Source organism: Pseudooceanicola aestuarii (assembly GCF_010614805.1).
In the GTDB taxonomy this organism is placed as follows: Bacteria; Pseudomonadota; Alphaproteobacteria; order Rhodobacterales; family Rhodobacteraceae; genus Pseudooceanicola; species Pseudooceanicola aestuarii.
The window spans coordinates 491030-507425 of record NZ_JAAFZC010000001.1 but is presented as its reverse complement, the minus strand read 5'-3'; the positions used below and the strand labels follow the sequence as shown (position 1 = coordinate 507425).

Genomic DNA, 16396 nt, shown 5'->3' with positions numbered 1-16396 from the left:
GGAAAGACGAGGGGCGGAGCGGGGTGGGGACAGGGCCGGTCAGGCGGGTTGGTCGGCCTCGTACGCCTCGATGATGGCGGCGACAAGGGGGTGGCGAACGACGTCGCGGGCGGTGAAGTAATTGAACCCGACGCGGGGGATCTGCTTCAGCAGCCGCTCCGCATCGGCCAGGCCGGAAGGCACACCGCGTGGCAGGTCGACCTGGGTGCGGTCGCCGGTGATCACCATGCGGGAATTCTCCCCCAGGCGGGTCAGGAACATCTTCATCTGCATGGCGGTGGCGTTCTGCGCCTCGTCCAGCACGACATAGGCATTGGCCAGGGTCCGCCCGCGCATGAAGGCCAGCGGCGCGATCTCCACCTTCTTTTCCTCCACCAGCTTGCCGAGCTGCTTGGCGGGCAGGAAGTCGTTCAGCGCGTCGTAAAGCGGCTGCATGTAGGGATCGACCTTTTCCTTCATGTCACCGGGGAGATATCCCAGCTTTTCCCCCGCTTCGACGGCGGGGCGGGACAGGATGATGCGATCCACGCGACCCTCGATGAACATCGACACGCCAACGGCCACGGCCAGGTAGGTCTTGCCGGTGCCCGCCGGTCCGATGCCGAAGGCCAGGTCATTGGCGAACAGCGACCGGACATAGGCCTTCTGCGCGTCGGTGCGCGGTTCGATCAGCTTCTTGCGGGTCTTGATCTCGACCGGGCCGCCCGGGAACATGTCGTATTGATCGCCGTCGCGGCTGTCCTTGGCCGGGGCGGGATCGTTGCCCATGCGCAATTCGCGGTCGATCTCGGCGATGCCGACCTCCCGCCCGGCTTCGAGCCGGTCATAAAGGGCGCGCAGGGCCTCTATCGTGCGGGTCGCGGCCTCCGGGTCGCCGATGGCGACCAGGCGATTGCCCCGGCGCAGGATCTGCGTGCCCAGCTTGAGCTCCAGGTGGGCCAGATTGCGGTCATGTTCGCCGCACAGGTCGATCAGCAGGAAGTTGTCGGGAAATTCGACGGCGGCTTCGGTGGTTGCGCCGTCGTTCTGAGGCGGCAGAAGGCTGGTGGCCAAAAACTACTCCTTAACCTTAGACCCGGCGCGGGGTGCGACCGGAGCGTTATACAAGCGTGGCAGGCCGCGCGGGCGGTGGCAAGTCACTGTTGCATGACGCCGCCGACCCGCAGGGGCTGTCCGCCGGTCCGTGGACGAAAAATGCCGCAAGCGAAGGCTTGCGGCATTTCATGTGGCGATATCGCGCGCGCGATCAAGGTCAGCTGGCCGGCGTGCGCGGAGAATTGGGGTCATAGACTGGCGATCCGCGCTTGAAACCGCCGGTGGCGATATTGGGCGCGGCGGTGCCGGAACAGACCGGTTTACCGTATTTGTCCAGACGTTGGGACAGGTAGCCCTCCAGCCCGTCGTCGATGATCCAGTGGTCGCAGCCGTTGGGATCGACCCAGATGCCGGCCTTCATCGTCGACAGATGGTGGCTGTTGATGCCGTAATCCATCGACTTGTCGCCGGGGACACGCCCCGGATGGCCGCCCGCGCAGGCTGCCAGAGAGCCGAGCAGCGCAAGCCCGAGGGCGATTTTCATCGGTTTCATGTCAGGGTCCCCCTCAGCGGATGCAGATGATTTCGACGCGACGGTTCTGCGCCATGCCGGCGGCGGTGCCGTTCGGCGCCGCAGGCATCCGTTCGCCATAGCCGCGCACGTCAGCAATACGCGCCCCGACCGAAGCGGCGACCTGCGCCACCGCATTGGCGCGGTTGTAGCTGAGCTTCATGTTGTAATTGTCGGAGGCCCGGCTGTCGGTATGTCCCACGATGATGTAGGAGGTCGCGCCGGTCGACTGGAAGAATCCGGCCAGGCGGCCCTTGTTCGCCTGGCTGATCCGGTAGCTGTCGGTGGCAAAGAACTGGTCCGTGGGCATCACGCCGCAGACATTGCCCCGGCGGCAGACCGGGATGCCCTGGCGGTTGACATGTGGCGTCATGTAGCCTTCGGCGCCGTCATCCATGGCCCAGTGCTCGCAGCCGTCCGGGTCGACCCAGATTGTCGGCACATAGGGTTCGTTCCACCCCTTGCCCTGAGCCATTGCCGGCGCGGCTGACAGGGTGGTGAGAAAAAGCGCAGACAGAGCGGCGGCAGCAAGGCCGCTCAGCCTGACGCGAAACGCAGTAATCGGGTTCGACAGCACGGCCAAAGTCCTTTCATTCCCCCAGCAAGGTCCGTCTCGAAAATTGCATTTGTGTCGGATGGACCCTTGTTATGGCAATTATCCTGCCGCACTTGGTGCATGTTGTGAAGGAGATTCAGGCACATGCACCGGGTTCTTTGCCGGGCGTGGTTTTGATGCGGCAGTGCGGGCAGGCGCAGGCCGCGCGGCGCGGCCGGGATCTCGCGCCGCGGCAAGCGCGATCAGCCGCGGTGACGATAGGCGGTTGAGCTGTGGTAGATCCGCAGCATTTCGTGTTTCAGCCCCTCGGGATTGAACACCAGCGCCTCGTCGCGGCAGATCCGCTGGGAAATCGCCTGGGCGGTGGGCCAGTCGTAGCCAAGGGCCACAAGGCTGTCGATGAAGACGGCGTTGGGACGGTCCCAGATCACGTCCCGCCAGGGCCCCCGGTAGCAGCTGACATGAATGACGTGGCTTGGCGTGAAGCGGAAGGAATAGCCGCCCTGGCCGGCCTGGACGGACAGGGCCGGAAGCCCGAGCGCGGCGGCAAGGGTGACGCGGGTCAGAAGACGGGAAAGCAGGGATGACATCTGTAGTTGTCCTGACCGGTCCGACTGCGGGAAACGGGCGCTGCGCCCCGGACGGGCCACCGGCCACGGGACCGGACGCGGGGTGGCGGCGTCAGGGGCAGCCTAGCGCCGGCCCGAGCCGCGCCCAAGGATTTCCCGCCACGGGTGGATATGCGGAAACTATCGCACCCAGATGACGGGATTGTTTCCACTCCGAGGGGCAGACACGGGCCGCCTAGATCAGCGTGCCGGACAGGGAATTGGAGCCGGAGGCGATGATTCTCACCTGGCGCAGGTCGCCAGGGGCGATATCCGTCGCCTCGACATGGACGGCGTGCAGGTGATCGGACTTGCCCACCATCTGGCCCGGCTGGCGGCCGGGTTTCTCGAACAGGACGCCGACGGTCTGGCCGACCATGGCATCCTGCAGCGCGCGCTGCTGCGTGGTGATCAGCCCCTGCAATTCGGCCAGGCGCGCGGTCTTTACATCCTCGGCCACCTGGGGACGTTCGGCTGCGGGTGTGCCGGGGCGGGTCGAATACTTGAACGAAAACGCCTGCCCGTACTGCACCTCTTCGATCAGGCGCATCGTGTCGCGGAAATCCTGGTCCGTCTCCTCGGGGAAGCCGACGATGAAATCGCCCGACATCAGGATATCGGGCCGCGCGGTGCGGATCCGGTCGATCAACCGCAGGTAGCTGTCGCGATCATGCGACCGGTTCATCCGTTTCAGAATCCTGTCCGACCCGCTTTGCACCGGCAGGTGCAGATAGGGCATCAGCTTGGCGCAATCGCCATGGGCGGCGATCAGATCGTCATCCATGTCGTTGGGATGGGAGGTGGTAAAGCGCAAACGCGCCAACCCGTCGATCTCGGCCAGCTCGCGGATCAGGCGCGCCAGGGTCCAGTCGCGGCCATCGGGCCCCTCGCCATGATAGGCGTTGACGTTCTGGCCCAGCAGCGTGATTTCCCGCACGCCACGTTCCACCAGATCGCGGGCCTCTGCCCGGATGCGATCGACGGGGCGAGAGACTTCGGCGCCTCGGGTATATGGGACGACGCAGAAGGCGCAGAACTTGTCACAGCCTTCCTGCACGGTCAGAAAGGCGGTCGGCCCGCGCCGGGCCTTGGGGCGGGATTTCAGCGCCTCGAACTTGTCTTCCTCGGGGAAATCGGTGTCCAGAACCTTTTCGCCGCTGCGGGCACGGGCCTCCATCGCGGGCAGGCGATGATAGCTTTGCGGGCCGACGACCAGATCCACCAGCGGCTGGCGGGTCATGATCTCTTCCCCCTCAGCCTGGGCGACGCAACCGGCCACGCCGATCTTCAGGTCCGGCTTCGCGGCCTTCAGCCCCTTGAGGCGACCAAGCTCCGAATAGACCTTCTCCGCCGCTTTTTCCCGGATGTGGCAGGTGTTCAGCAGGATCATGTCCGCCTCTTCGGGCGACGACACCTCCGTATAGCCCGAGGGGCCAAGCGCCTCGGCCATCCGCTCACTGTCGTAGACGTTCATCTGACAGCCGTAGGTCTTGATGAAAAGCTTCTTCGGGGCGGTCATGGCGGCGCTCCTGCGGGCAGGTGGATCAAGGCGTCTCCCTACACCAGGTGCGCGGGGCCTTGCAATGCGGGGCGAAGGCTGGTTCTTTGCACGCCACGACCGGGCAGAGGCGGAACAGGTGCGGTTCAATTCACTGGACGATTTCATCCGGGAGGGCAGCACGGCCCTGGCCAAGGGCCCAGTTGCCCTGATTCTGGCCGAGGACGACACCGAACTGGCCGGCACCATTCGCCACGCCCGCACCGCCGGGTTCGCCACGATCATCCTGTTTGCCCCTGACGTCTTTGACCTGCCCGACGATATCGCCGCGCTGGTGGTGCGCGTCACCTATTCCCTGGTGGAGGACGGCGCCGGGCTGCGCGCGGTCAACGCGGTGAATGATGCCGCACCAGCAGGCACCTGGCTGCATTACTGCTTCAACGCCGAATACCTGTTCTTCCCCTTCTGCGAGACGCGCACCGTGGGGGAAATGCTGGCCTTCCACGCCGAAGAACGGCGGGCCGCGATGCTGACCTACGTGATCGACATCTACGCCCCGGACCTGGATCGCAACCCCGACGCCGTTTCGGTGGCGGAGGCACATCTGGACCGGGCGGGCTATTACGCCCTGGCCCGCCCGGATCCGGAAAACCAGGGCCATCCCCGCGAACGGCAGCTGGATTTCTTCGGTGGGCTGCGATGGCGGTTCGAGGAACACGTGCCTGAGAAACGCCGCAAGATCGACCGGATCTCCCTGTTCCGCAGCCGTCCGGGCCTGCGGCTGCGCGACAATTTCACCTTCTCCGACGAAGAACTGAACACCTATGCCTGCCCCTGGCACAACAACCTGACGGCCTGTGTCTGTTCATTCCGCACCGCCAAGGCGTTAAAGCGCAACCCCGGTTCCCGCTACGACATTCCGACCTTCCGCTGGCACAATTCGGTGCCCTTCGACTGGCATTCCCGGCAATTGCTGGACCTGGGGCTGATGGAGCCGGGCCAATGGTTCTGACCGCGCCCGGCCGAGAACGAGGTTGATGACCCTGATGATCCCGCTCCCCCTTACGTCCCCAGGATCGAAACCTTGACCGGCGCCTACGCGGCCGGGTTCGGGCTGGGCCTGTCGCTGATCCTGGCGATCGGGGCGCAGAATGCCTTTGTGCTGCGGCAGGGGCTGCGGCGCGAACACGTGCTGGCCGTGGTGCTGGCCTGCGCGCTGTCCGATGCGGTGCTGATCGCCGCCGGGGTCGCGGGATTCGGCGCGGTGGCCGAGGCGCGGCCCTGGCTGACCGACATCATGCGCTACGGCGGTGCGGCCTTCCTGCTGGCCTATGGCGGCCTGGCCTTTCGCCGGGCCTGGCGCGGCGGGGAGGCGCTGGAAGCCGCCGACCGCGCCCCCGCCTCCCTGGCGCGGGTGCTGGGGGTCTGCCTGCTGCTGACCTGGGCCAATCCGCATGTCTACCTGGACACGCTGGTGCTGATGGGTGCGGTCTCGGCGAAATTCCCGGACAAGACCGGCTTTGCCCTGGGGGGTGTCACCGCGTCCTTCGTGTTCTTCTTCTCGCTGGGCTTCGGCGCCCGCCTGCTGGAGCCGCTGTTTCGCCGCCCCCTGGCCTGGCGGTTGCTGGACGCGGGCGTCGGGCTGATCATGTGGACAATCGCACTGGCGCTTTTGCGCGGCTAGCGTCGGGTCCGGGCCGCTGCCGCCCTTGTGCGCCCGAAGTGAAGAGCGTAGCGGTTGCGCATGACAACATCATCGACCTCGCGCCCGACGGTGGGCATCCTGTGGATGCTGCTTGCCGGAGCGCTGTTCGTCGGGGTCAACGCCCTGGTCAAGCTGCTGGGGGAAGGGATGCCCGCGACCCAGGCGGCCTTCCTGCGCTATGCTCTGGGGCTGGTCTTTCTTCTGCCCGTTCTGCCCCGGCTGGTGCGCAGCCGCATCACCCCCCGGCACTGGCGGCTGTTCCTGTTGCGCGGCGGATTCCACGGGGCCGGCGTGGCGCTGTGGTTCTACGCGATGACGCGGATCCCCCTGGCTGACGTGACGGCGATGAACTACATGTCACCGATCTACGTCACCCTGGGCGCCGCGCTGTTCATGGGCGAGAAACTCGCCCTGCGTCGCATCCTGGCCATCGTCGTGGCGCTGATCGGGGCGCTGATCATCCTGAGGCCGGGAATGCGCGAAATCACCTCTGGCCATTATGCGATGCTGGGCACGGCGGTGATCTTTGCCGGCAGTTACATGGTGGCCAAGCAATTGGCGGACGAGGTCGGTGCGCTGCTGATCGTGGCGATGCTGTCGGTCGTGGTCACGCTGATGCTGCTGCCGCTGGCGATCCCGGTCTGGGTGCGGCCGGAATGGTGGCAGATCGGGGTGCTGTTCGGGGTCGCCGCCCTTGCCACCACCGGGCATTACGTCATGACCCTGGCCTTTGCCGCCGCGCCGATGACGGTGACGCAGCCGGTGACCTTCCTGCAACTGGTCTGGGCCGTGGCCTTGGGCGCGCTGGCCTTTGGTGAGGCGATAGACCCCTTCGTGATGCTGGGCGGCGGGCTGATCATCGCCTCCGTCTGTTTCATCACCTGGCGGGAGGCGATGGTGAAACGGCGCAGCATCACCCCGGCGCCGAATGCCACACGGGTATAGCCACTGGACCCGGCAGGGTGCCGGGCTAGTGTCCCCGGCATGACCGATCCGCATGATCCCCTGTCCCTTGGGGCCCGCACCGGGCTGCCCGACCACCTGCGTGTCCTGGCGGAGAAATATCCCCGCACGGAATGGACGGGGCATCCCAATTTCAACGAGTTGACGGCGTTCTGGCTGGAGCGCCATCTGATGTTCCGGCAGCTGATCGATACCTTGATTGACGGCGCGCAGCGTCAGCTGGACGGGAACAACGCGCGGTTCGGGCCGGAAATGTCGCGCTATACAGGCTTCTTCCTGAACCAGTTGCAACATCATCACCAGATCGAGGATCAGCATTACTTTCCCCGGTTCATCCCGTTGGACAACCGGCTGGCGCAGGCGTTCGACATCCTGGACCATGACCATCACGCACTGGACCATCATATCCACGCGTTGGCGGAGAATTCGAACCTGGTGCTGACCCGGTTGGGGGAGAAACGCGATGCCAGCGCCGCGACGGGCCGCCTGTTGTCGGCGCAGACGGCGTTTCGCGGCTTCCTGGACCGGCATCTGGCCGACGAGGAAGAGATCATCGTGCCGGTAATCCTGGAATACGGTGCAGAACTGGAGTGATCAGCCCACGTCGTAGGGCAGCACGTCGCGTGAATTGGGATCGATGGACAATTTCCGCTCCAGCGGCGGGACGGAGCGTTGGTGGCAATCCACCCGCTCGCAGATCCGGCAGGAAATGCCGATCGGTTCGAACGCGCGCGGGTTGCCCAGGTCCAGCCCGTCGGCATAGACCAGCGCGTCGGCATGGGCGACCTCGCAGCCCAGGGCGATGGCATAGCGTCGCACCGGGGCACCGAAATGTCCCCCTGCCTTACTGACATCCCGCGCCAGAGAGACATAGCGCACCCCGTCCGGGGTCTCTGCCAGCTGGCGCAGGAACCGGCCCGGCGTCTCGAAGGCGCGGTGGACGTTCCACAGCGGACAGGCGCCGCCGTAGCGGGCGAATTGCAGCCGCGTGGCGGAATGGCGTTTGGTGATCGTGCCGGCCTGATCCACCCGGACAAAGAAGAACGGAATTCCCTTGGCTCCCGGTCGTTGCAGGGTGGAGAGCCGATGCGCCACCTGCTCGATCGAGGCGCCGAACCGGGTGGCCAGCCGCTCCAGGTCGTGGCGGGTTTCGCGGGCGGCGGCCAGAAAGGGGCCATACGGCAGCAACGCCGCCCCGGCGAAGTAATTGGCCAGCCCGATCTTGGCGATGGCCCGCGCCGCGTCGGACTGGAACCGGGCCAGGTCCAGCGTCGCTTCGAGCAGCTTGTCCTGGTCCAGCAGCGCGACCTGCAACAGCAGCTGAAAGGTCTGGGTGGCGGGCGCGGCACGGGCCGACAGGGTCAGGCGCCGGGTCTCGGGATCGAAATGGCGCAGGCGGTCGATATCCTCGGCCGCGACGGTGATGCCGGTGGCGGCCAGGGCCCGCACCGCACGCTGGTGGATCGCCGCGTCGCCTCCGGCCGGTCCCGCCGCCATCGCGGGGGCGGCGAAACGCTCGGCGGCCCGATCCACCGCGTCGATGTAATTGTCACAATAGTGGAAGAAATCGCGCACCTCGTCCCAGGGTGAGGGGGAGGTGCGGCTGTCCTCGCGGCCCAGGGCCTCGTCCAGAGAGGCCAGGCGCTCGTGGGTCTGGCGATAGGCGCGGTGCAGGTGCAGGAAGGCCCGTGCCAGCGCCGGCGCATTGGACGCGGTCAGCCGCAGGTCCGCCAGCGGCGGTGTGACATCCGCCAGCACCGGATCGGCCAGCGCCTCGCGCATGTCCGACACCATCCGTTCGCTGTCCCCGGTGGACAGCTCGGTCACGTCAAAGCCGAATTCCTGCGCCAGCGACAACACCACCGAGGTCGAGACGGGGCGGTTGTTGTTCTCCATCTGGTTGAGATAGGGCAGGGAAACCCCCAGCTTGGCCGCGAAATCCTTCTGGGTCAGCCCCAGCCGCTGCCGCGTTTCCCGCAGCTTGGCCCCGGCATAGAGTTTCTGTGCGGCCATGCGTCGATGCTCCCGATCACATTTGCAAGTTTGCGTTCCGTGAAGGGTAGCTTTGCAAAGTCGGGTTCACAAGGTTGCGGATATCGGGCCGGGCGCGAGCGCGTCCGCCATCCCGTGCGGCTCAGGGCATTCCGCCCCGGCGGATCAGTTGGCGTTCGCGCAGCACCACGGCAAAGATCGCCACCAGACCGGCCACGGCGGTGACGAACATCAGCCAGACCAGCGGTCGTTCCGTGGGGCTGTCCTGCAACAGGATGCCCGCCAACACCGACAGTGCCGCGCCGCCGCCGATCTGGATCGTGCCGCCCAACCCCGAGGCAGTGCCCGCCAGTCGCGGCCGCACCGACAGCATGCCCGCGCTGGCCGAGGGGATCACCATTCCGTTGCCCAGCCCGACAAAGCCCATGCAGCCGAAGAACACCACCGGCGCGCCCATCCCGGCGTAAGACAGGCCGAGGGAAATCGCCATGCCGATCAGGACCAGCGTGCTGCCCGCCATCACCATCCGGTTCACACCCAGCCGCGCGGCCACCAGCCCGGTGACGAAATTGCCGGCAAAATAGCCCACCCCCGGCATTGCCGACCACAGGCCAAAGGCCGCCGGGTCCAGCCCGTAGACCGTGCTGGCCACGTAGGGCCCGCCGCCGAGAAAGGCGAAGAACGCGCCCGAGGACAGCGCCGAGGCCAGGCAATAACCCCAGAACCGCGGCGAGTTCAGCAGCTCGGGATATTCGCGGAACTGCCCCAGCAGCGTGTTGTTCGACGGAGGGGCGGTCTCGCCCAGGTCGAACCAGGCCAGCCCAAAGACGATGGTCCCGCAGACCAGCAGCAGCCAGAAGGTACTTTCCCAGCCGAACAGCGCATCCATCACCCCGCCAAGTGCCGGCGCGATCATCGGCACCAGCGACATGCCCATGGTGACGAACCCCATCATCGAGGCGGCCTTGTCGGCGGTGTTCATGTCGCGCACCACGGCGCGGGACAGGGCAAAGCCGACGGCGACGGTGGCCTGCATCATGCGGAATACGAGGAAGGTATAGATGTCGCGCGCCAGCAGGCAGCCCAGCGTCGCCAGCACGAAGATCCCCAGTCCGACCAGCAGCACACGGCGGCGCCCGAACTTGTCCGACAGCGGTCCCAGGAAGATCTGCAAGACCCCGTTTGTCGCCAGGAATCCCGCCACCGCCAATTGTACCAGCGCGTAGGGCGCATCGAATGTCTCGGCAATGCGGGGCAGCGAGGGCAGGAAGATGTTCATCGCCATCGCGCCAAGGCCGGTCACGAAGATCAGCGTGGTCAGATGCGGCGGCGATGTCCGGTCTAGGTATCTGGGCGGGTTCAGCGTCATCAAACGGGGCTACGCCGCGTCCAGGCGGAAGTCCATGCTGATGACATGTAATTTGCTGTTTTGCAATTTGCATGCTCGGTGCTGCCAATGATTTGCAAATTTGCGATGTTCCGCTTTTTTCCGGCCCTGTATTTGCCTATGGTCCGACCATCCTTGCATTTGCCCGGGCAAATGCGGCCATGGCGCAGGCCAACGCGCGGATCAGGGCGCGAACCAATGCGCAGACAGACAGAGGGAGACGGCCGGATGAAGGACATTCTTCAGGAATTGCAGGATCGCCGCGATGCCGCGAAACTGGGCGGCGGCGAGAAACGCATCGCATCCCAGCACGCCAAGGGCAAGCTGACCGCGCGTGAGCGCATCGACCTGCTGCTGGACGCCGACAGCTTCGAGGAATTCGACATGTTTGTCGCCCATCGCTGCACCGATTTCGGGATGGAGCAGCAGCGCCCTTATGGCGATGGCGTCGTGACCGGCTGGGGCACGATCAATGGCCGCATGGTCTATGTCTTCAGTCAGGATTTCACCGTCTTCGGCGGGTCGCTGTCGGAAACCCATGCGCAGAAGATCTGCAAGATCATGGATATGGCGATGCAGAACGGCGCTCCGGTGATCGGGATCAATGATTCCGGCGGGGCCCGCATCCAGGAGGGTGTCGCCTCCCTTGCCGGCTATGCGGAGGTGTTCCAGCGCAACGTGATGGCCTCGGGCGTGGTGCCTCAGATCTCCTTGGTGATGGGGCCCTGCGCGGGTGGCGCGGTCTACAGCCCGGCGATGACCGACTTCATCTTCATGGTCAAGGAAAGCTCCTACATGTTCGTGACCGGCCCCGACGTGGTCAAGACCGTCACGAACGAGGTCGTGACCGCCGAGGAGCTGGGCGGGGCGTCGACCCATACGAAGAAGTCCTCGGTCGCGGATGGCGCCTTTGACAACGATGTGGAGGCGCTGGCAGAAGTCCGCCGTCTGGTCGATTTCCTGCCGCTGAACAACCGCGACAAGGCCCCCGTGCGCCCGTTCTTCGACGCGCCCGACCGGATCGAGCCCAGCCTGGACACCCTGATCCCGGACAATCCCAACACGCCCTACGACATGAAGGAATTGATCCTCAAGACGGCGGACGAGGGCGATTTCTACGAAATTCAGGAAGACTACGCCAAGAACATCATCACCGGCTTCATCCGGCTGGAAGGGCAGACGGTGGGCGTGGTGGCCAACCAGCCGATGGTGCTGGCTGGTTGTCTGGACATCGACAGCTCCCGCAAGGCGGCGCGGTTCGTGCGGTTCTGCGATGCCTTCGAAATTCCGATCCTGACCTTTGTCGATGTGCCCGGCTTCCTGCCCGGCACCGGTCAGGAATTCGGTGGGGTGATCAAGCATGGCGCCAAGCTGCTGTTCGCCTATGGCGAGGCGACGGTGCCCAAGGTCACGGTGATCACCCGCAAGGCCTATGGCGGCGCCTATGATGTGATGTCCTCCAAACATCTGCGCGGCGATTTCAACTATGCCTGGCCCACGGCGGAAATCGCGGTGATGGGCGCCAAGGGCGCGACAGAGATCATCCATCGTGGCGACCTGGGCGACGCGGAGAAGATCGCAGCCCATACCAAGGATTACGAGGATCGGTTCGCCAATCCCTTTGTCGCCGCCGAACGCGGCTTCATCGACGAGGTGATTCAGCCCCGGTCGACGCGGCGGCGGGTGTCGCGGGCCTTTGCCAGCCTGCGCAACAAGAAGTTGCAGAACCCGTGGAAGAAGCACGACAATATTCCGCTGTAAGAGGAGGCGCGCGCGTGGCACGCAACGGCTGGCATATCCTGCGCGACGGGGCGGGTGTGACATTGGCGCGGCACCTGCCGCCCCGGTTCGACCTGGAGGTCCGCGCCCGCATCGACACCGCGCGCGATGTCTCGCGGTTGGCGGTGGCGCGGCAGTTGCGGCAGGACATGTGGCGCCTGCTGCGCGACTTGCGCGGATTTTCCCCGGTGGTGGAGGTCACGTCCGACGATGCCGGGCTGGCCTTGCGGGCCGGGGGTCGGATCATCCGGCGCGATCCGGCGGCGGCGGCGCGACTGGCGGCGCTGATGTCCAGCCCCGCCCATCACGCGCGCTGGCTGGCCCATGCGGGACGGCAGCGCCATGTCTGATCGCGGCGCCTTGTTCTTCGTCATGATCCCGGTGGCGCTGATGGCGCTGCTCTCTGGCGGGCTGGCCACTCCGCTGGTTGCCGCGGACCCTGCGGGGCCGGTGGTCGATGTCCCTTCGGGGCTGGAACTCTACCTGCACGAGGTGCGGGTGGAGGAACAGCCGGGCGGCGCGGTCTGGTTGCGCTATCGCTATGTCGCGGAGGGGCTGCGCGACGCCGGGTTCGACGCCGTGGCGCTGGACTTTCAGGCGCTGTGCGACACGCAGGTTCTGCCCGACGCCCGGGCGGCCACGGCCGAACAGGCGGTGATCTCGCTGGCGGGGCAGGCACTGGACTTCGGCGTGTCCGACCCTGACGTCACGCAATATTTCGAGGCCTTCCGCCTGGAAGACGGGGCCTGCATCTGGGAGGGGTACTGATGATCCCACAACATCTTGCGAACACCGCCGTGCCGACCGCGCGGTTTGATGCTTTCCCGCCACAAACGGCCCGTGCGATACGGCATGGATATGCCAGCGCCGGCATTTGCGCTATGGTCTGGCAAGGTTGCACCCAAGCGGCCTTTACCTCGCCCGCCCTTGCCGGTGGGCCAATAACGCCGAACCGGCGAGGCAGTTCTTACAGGAGTAGAAGATGTCAACGAGCATCAAGTTTGTCATGGCCCTTGGCGTTGTCGCGTCCCTGGCCGCCTGCGCCAAGCAGCAGCAGGAAGAATATGTCGTGGTCGAGCCCGAGCCCATTTCGGTCGAGCCCGTCTATACCGGCAAGTACAAGTAAGCGCGCCGGCGCAACGGGATCGGCTCGCGGGCCGGTCCCCACCCGCCCCCTCACCTTGGAGGGGAGCACATGCTGAAACATCGCGGCTTTCCCGGCCGGATGCCGGGCACGGATTTCCAGTTCACCATCCGCCGCGCCAATCCGCGCGGCATCACCCCCCTGACCGAGCGGGAGCGCTACCGCGACCGCCGGCCGGCGGACAAGCGCGCGGACGAAGCCTTTCTCGCCGCATTGTGGCAGCATTTCGGCTCAGATCCCTTTGAGCGCGGCAACCTGGATGCCGGGCGGCTGAGCTGGCTGTTCGGCCGCGAGGTCCTGCCCGCCGAAGACCCGTTTGATCCCGCCAGTTACGACGCGCTGCTGCGCATTGACGAGGCGGCGGCGCGGCAGTCCTTTCCTGATGCAATGGCAGGCAAGTTTTGGGCGTGATCTTGCCGAGCTTTCTGACGCTTGGGCGGGTTTCGGCCCAAAGCCGCGTGGTCTCTCGCGGGGGCTATGCGCAGCGCCGTGCCGGTCTCAGGGTCGCTGAAGGGGGGCATTTCCCCGCCGTTTGCGGCGAAACGGCCTCCCTGCACCGTTACCCTTCCCCTTACGGGCGGCCCGGGGTCCCCAATCACCGGCCGCCCGCCTTTTTCCGCCTCTCCGCCGGGGTGGTCGGCGTGCACGCGTCCGGCTTGCGGTCTCGCGGTTTTCACGGCAGGTTTTCCGTGCTTTTTCCGGAACAATGCTGCGTTACCGGGGTTGAGCGGAATAGGCGAATTCAATCACGAGGATCGAACACATGTTCAAGAAAAGCTGGATTCTGGCAGCGGCGCTCTTTACCGGGCTGGCCGCCTGCGGTGACACCCTGGGCGAACAGGCCCTTTATGGCGGCGCGGCCGGTGTGGGCGGCGCGGCTGTCACCGGCGGGAATGTCGGCACGGGCGCCCTTATCGGCGCGGGCGCAAACGTCGCCTATTGCCAGACCAACCCCGGCAAGTGCTGATCCGGCCCAACTGATCCTCGCCCGCGTTTGCGGGCGGGACCAACATGAATGCGACCCTCGCGGTGCCTTTGGCGCGGCGGGGGTTTTTCTTTGTCACAGGCTGGCCTTGCGGGGCCGGTCCACCAACCGGGAAGAGACCTGATGTTCAACAAGATCCTGATCGCCAACCGGGGCGAAATCGCCTGCCGTGTCATCAAGACGGCGCGCAAGATGGGCATCGCCACCGTCGCGATCTATTCCGACGCCGACCGAAACGCCCTGCATGTGGAAATGGCGGACGAGGCGATCCACATCGGCCCGCCCCCGGCCAACCAATCCTACATCGTCATCGACAAGGTGATGGAGGCGATCCGCGCCTCCGGGGCGCAGGCGGTCCATCCCGGCTATGGTTTCCTGTCGGAGAACGCGAAATTCGCCCAGGCGCTGGATGCCGAGGGCGTGGCCTTCGTCGGCCCGCCGGTCAAGGCGATCGAGGCGATGGGCGACAAGATCACCTCCAAGAAGATCGCGCAGGAAGCCGGGGTCTCTACCGTGCCGGGCTACATGGGCCTGATCGAGGACGCGGAGGAGGCGGTGAAGATCTCGGGAGAGATCGGCTATCCGGTGATGATCAAGGCCTCCGCCGGTGGCGGTGGCAAGGGGATGCGCATCGCCTGGAACGACGAGGAGGCCCGCGAAGGGTTCCAGTCCTCCAGGAACGAGGCGGCGAATTCCTTTGGCGATGACCGGATCTTCATCGAGAAATTCGTCACCCAGCCGCGCCATATCGAGATCCAGGTGCTGTGCGACGCCCATGGCAATGGCATCTATCTGGGGGAGCGGGAATGTTCGATCCAGCGCCGCAACCAGAAGGTGGTGGAGGAGGCGCCCAGCCCCTTCCTGGACGAAGAGACGCGCCGCGCCATGGGCGATCAGGCCGTCGCCCTGGCGCAGGCGGTGGGCTACACCAGCGCCGGCACGGTGGAGTTCATCGTCGATGGCGAGAAGAATTTCTATTTCCTGGAAATGAACACCCGCCTCCAGGTGGAGCACCCGGTGACAGAGTTGATCACCGGCGTGGATCTGGTGGAACAGATGATCCGCGTGGCCAATGGCGAGGCGCTGAGCATCACCCAGGACGATGTGCAACTGACGGGCTGGGCGATCGAGAACCGGCTTTATGCCGAAGATCCCTATCGCAACTTCCTGCCCTCCATCGGGCGGCTGACCCGCTATCGCCCGCCGCAGGAAGTCGCGGCCGGGCCGTTGCAGGCCAATGACAAGTGGCAGGGGCAGGCCCCCGTGGACGTGACCGCCGTGCGCAACGATACCGGTGTCTTCGAGGGCGGCGAGATCTCGATGTATTATGACCCGATGATTGCCAAGCTGTGCACCTGGGCCCCCACCCGCGCCGAGGCGATCGAGGCGATGCGCGTGGCGCTGGACAAGTTCGAGGTGGAGGGGATCGGCCACAACCTGCCTTTCCTTGCCGCCGTGATGGATCACCCGAAATTCGTCTCGGGGGAGATGACCACCGCCTTTATCGGCGAGGAATATCCCGACGGGTTCGACGGCGTCTCCCTGCCCGAAGACACGCTGCGCCGTATCGCCGCCGCCTGTGCCGCCATGAACCGGGTCAGCGAAATCCGCCGCACCCGCGTCTCGGGCCGGATGGACAATCACGAACGCAAGGTCGGCAAGGATTGGGTGGTCACCTTGCAGGGCGCGCGGTTCGACCTGAAGGTCGACGCCGACCGCGAGGGGGCCACGATGCGGTTCTCCGACGGGATGACCCGCCGGGTGGAAGGCAGCTGGACCCCCGGCGATCAACTGGCGGAAATGCAGATCGACGGTGCCGCGCTGGTGCTGAAGGTCGGCAAGGTGTCCGGCGGGTTCCGTATCCGTCACCGGGGCGCCGATCTGAAGGTTCATGTGCGCAACCCACGTCAGGCCGAACTGGCCGCGCTGATGCCCGAACGCCTGCCGCCCGATACGTCCAAGATGCTGCTGTGCCCGATGCCGGGGCTGGTGGTGAAGGTCGATGTAGAGGTCGGCCAGGAGGTCCAGGAGGGTCAGGCCCTGTGCACGATCGAGGCGATGAAGATGGAGAACATCCTGCGCGCCGAGAAGAAGGCCGTGGTCACGAAGATCAACGCGGGCGCGGGCGACAGCCTGGCCGTGGACGACGTGATCATGGAATTCGAATAAGGCG

18 protein-coding genes are annotated in these 16396 nt (G+C 65.7%); 11 read left to right on the top strand and 7 right to left on the bottom strand.

Translation table 11 applies throughout. The features are described from left to right. Positions 1-39 precede the first annotated feature (39 nt). From G5A46_RS02285 to miaB, 5 genes are all read right to left on the bottom strand, one after another. On the bottom strand, positions 40-1053 hold the full coding sequence (locus tag G5A46_RS02285) for a PhoH family protein (RefSeq protein ID WP_163846914.1): 1014 nt from the start codon (positions 1051-1053) through the stop codon (positions 40-42). 199 nt (positions 1054-1252) lie between these two features. Continuing rightward, on the bottom strand, positions 1253-1588 hold the full coding sequence (locus tag G5A46_RS02280; protein ID WP_163846912.1) for a hypothetical protein: 336 nt from the start codon (positions 1586-1588) through the stop codon (positions 1253-1255). A gap of 13 nt (positions 1589-1601) precedes the next feature. Next, positions 1602-2081, bottom strand: coding sequence for an OmpA family protein (locus G5A46_RS02275; RefSeq protein ID WP_163849846.1), 480 nt, complete (start codon positions 2079-2081; stop codon positions 1602-1604). Between the two features lie 323 nt (positions 2082-2404). Then, on the bottom strand, positions 2405-2752 hold the full coding sequence (locus tag G5A46_RS02270) for a hypothetical protein (RefSeq protein ID WP_163846910.1): 348 nt from the start codon (positions 2750-2752) through the stop codon (positions 2405-2407). 214 nt (positions 2753-2966) lie between these two features. Beyond that, positions 2967-4289 (bottom strand): tRNA (N6-isopentenyl adenosine(37)-C2)-methylthiotransferase MiaB, encoded by a 1323-nt coding sequence (miaB, locus tag G5A46_RS02265; RefSeq protein WP_163846908.1) that lies wholly within the window; start codon positions 4287-4289, stop codon positions 2967-2969. Between the two features lie 118 nt (positions 4290-4407). Here miaB and G5A46_RS02260 point away from each other — a divergent pair, with 118 nt between their 5' ends. The 4 genes from G5A46_RS02260 (at position 4408) to G5A46_RS02245 (ending at position 7530) form a co-directional block, all read left to right on the top strand. Beyond that, positions 4408-5280: a hypothetical protein gene (locus G5A46_RS02260; protein WP_163849845.1), complete on the top strand. Its 873-nt coding sequence runs from the start codon at positions 4408-4410 to the stop codon at positions 5278-5280. Between the two features lie 72 nt (positions 5281-5352). Next, complete coding sequence (locus tag G5A46_RS02255) at positions 5353-5952, top strand: LysE/ArgO family amino acid transporter (protein ID WP_163846906.1); 600 nt, start codon at positions 5353-5355, stop codon at positions 5950-5952. A gap of 60 nt (positions 5953-6012) precedes the next feature. Next, positions 6013-6918 carry a DMT family transporter gene (locus tag G5A46_RS02250; RefSeq protein WP_163846904.1) on the top strand — a complete coding sequence of 302 codons (906 nt, stop codon included), beginning with the start codon at positions 6013-6015 and terminating at the stop codon, positions 6916-6918. Between the two features lie 39 nt (positions 6919-6957). After that, positions 6958-7530, top strand: coding sequence for a hemerythrin domain-containing protein (locus tag G5A46_RS02245; protein ID WP_163846902.1), 573 nt, complete (start codon positions 6958-6960; stop codon positions 7528-7530). Here G5A46_RS02245 and G5A46_RS02240 read toward each other — a convergent pair whose 3' ends face one another. Together G5A46_RS02240 and G5A46_RS02235 are read right to left on the bottom strand one after the other, a co-directional pair. Beyond that, on the bottom strand, positions 7531-8949 hold the full coding sequence (locus G5A46_RS02240) for a helix-turn-helix domain-containing protein (protein WP_163846900.1): 1419 nt from the start codon (positions 8947-8949) through the stop codon (positions 7531-7533). It lies immediately after the preceding gene. A 121-nt stretch (positions 8950-9070) separates the two neighbouring features. Further along, entirely contained in the window at positions 9071-10297 is a 1227-nt protein-coding gene (locus tag G5A46_RS02235; RefSeq protein ID WP_204318679.1) for a multidrug effflux MFS transporter, read from the bottom strand. Between the two features lie 246 nt (positions 10298-10543). On the opposite strand from G5A46_RS02235, the gene G5A46_RS02230 reads away from it, so the two are divergent. The 7 genes from G5A46_RS02230 to G5A46_RS02205 all read left to right on the top strand — a co-directional run bounded on the left by G5A46_RS02230 (position 10544) and on the right by G5A46_RS02205 (position 16392). Next, positions 10544-12076, top strand: coding sequence for an acyl-CoA carboxylase subunit beta (locus G5A46_RS02230; protein WP_163846896.1), 1533 nt, complete (start codon positions 10544-10546; stop codon positions 12074-12076). Between the two features lie 14 nt (positions 12077-12090). Next, positions 12091-12444 carry a hypothetical protein gene (locus G5A46_RS02225; protein ID WP_163846894.1) on the top strand — a complete coding sequence of 118 codons (354 nt, stop codon included), beginning with the start codon at positions 12091-12093 and terminating at the stop codon, positions 12442-12444. Continuing rightward, a complete protein-coding gene (locus G5A46_RS02220; protein ID WP_239520581.1) occupies positions 12437-12862 on the top strand; it encodes a DUF6497 family protein in 426 nt (141 codons plus the stop codon). The genes G5A46_RS02225 and G5A46_RS02220 overlap by 8 nt, the downstream gene beginning before the upstream one ends. Positions 12863-13076: 214 nt before the next feature. After that, on the top strand, positions 13077-13220 hold the full coding sequence (locus tag G5A46_RS19620; protein ID WP_204318678.1) for a hypothetical protein: 144 nt from the start codon (positions 13077-13079) through the stop codon (positions 13218-13220). A gap of 69 nt (positions 13221-13289) precedes the next feature. After that, the gene (locus G5A46_RS02215) at positions 13290-13649 is read left to right on the top strand and encodes a hypothetical protein (protein ID WP_163846891.1); all 360 of its coding nucleotides are present in this window, start codon (positions 13290-13292) and stop codon (positions 13647-13649) included. Between the two features lie 352 nt (positions 13650-14001). Continuing rightward, positions 14002-14205 carry a hypothetical protein gene (locus G5A46_RS02210; protein ID WP_163846889.1) on the top strand — a complete coding sequence of 68 codons (204 nt, stop codon included), beginning with the start codon at positions 14002-14004 and terminating at the stop codon, positions 14203-14205. 141 nt (positions 14206-14346) lie between these two features. Beyond that, positions 14347-16392, top strand: a complete 2046-nt coding sequence (locus G5A46_RS02205) for an acetyl-CoA carboxylase biotin carboxylase subunit (protein ID WP_163846887.1) — start codon at positions 14347-14349, stop codon at positions 16390-16392. Positions 16393-16396: the final 4 nt, after the last annotated feature.

Coding starts and splice junctions, on each gene's coding strand:
- G5A46_RS02205 (WP_163846887.1), top strand. CDS start 14,347: ATGTTCAACAAGATCCTGATCGCCAACCGGGGCGAAATCGCCTGCCGT.
- G5A46_RS02245 (WP_163846902.1), top strand. CDS start 6,958: ATGACCGATCCGCATGATCCCCTGTCCCTTGGGGCCCGCACCGGGCTG.
- G5A46_RS02220 (WP_239520581.1), top strand. CDS start 12,437: ATGTCTGATCGCGGCGCCTTGTTCTTCGTCATGATCCCGGTGGCGCTG.
- G5A46_RS02230 (WP_163846896.1), top strand. CDS start 10,544: ATGAAGGACATTCTTCAGGAATTGCAGGATCGCCGCGATGCCGCGAAA.
- G5A46_RS02210 (WP_163846889.1), top strand. CDS start 14,002: ATGTTCAAGAAAAGCTGGATTCTGGCAGCGGCGCTCTTTACCGGGCTG.
- G5A46_RS02270 (WP_163846910.1), bottom strand. CDS start 2,752: ATGTCATCCCTGCTTTCCCGTCTTCTGACCCGCGTCACCCTTGCCGCC.
- G5A46_RS02280 (WP_163846912.1), bottom strand. CDS start 1,588: ATGAAACCGATGAAAATCGCCCTCGGGCTTGCGCTGCTCGGCTCTCTG.
- G5A46_RS02240 (WP_163846900.1), bottom strand. CDS start 8,949: ATGGCCGCACAGAAACTCTATGCCGGGGCCAAGCTGCGGGAAACGCGG.
- G5A46_RS02250 (WP_163846904.1), top strand. CDS start 6,013: ATGACAACATCATCGACCTCGCGCCCGACGGTGGGCATCCTGTGGATG.
- G5A46_RS02235 (WP_204318679.1), bottom strand. CDS start 10,297: ATGACGCTGAACCCGCCCAGATACCTAGACCGGACATCGCCGCCGCAT.
- G5A46_RS02275 (WP_163849846.1), bottom strand. CDS start 2,081: ATGGCTCAGGGCAAGGGGTGGAACGAACCCTATGTGCCGACAATCTGG.
- G5A46_RS19620 (WP_204318678.1), top strand. CDS start 13,077: ATGTCAACGAGCATCAAGTTTGTCATGGCCCTTGGCGTTGTCGCGTCC.
- miaB (WP_163846908.1), bottom strand. CDS start 4,289: ATGACCGCCCCGAAGAAGCTTTTCATCAAGACCTACGGCTGTCAGATG.
- G5A46_RS02215 (WP_163846891.1), top strand. CDS start 13,290: ATGCTGAAACATCGCGGCTTTCCCGGCCGGATGCCGGGCACGGATTTC.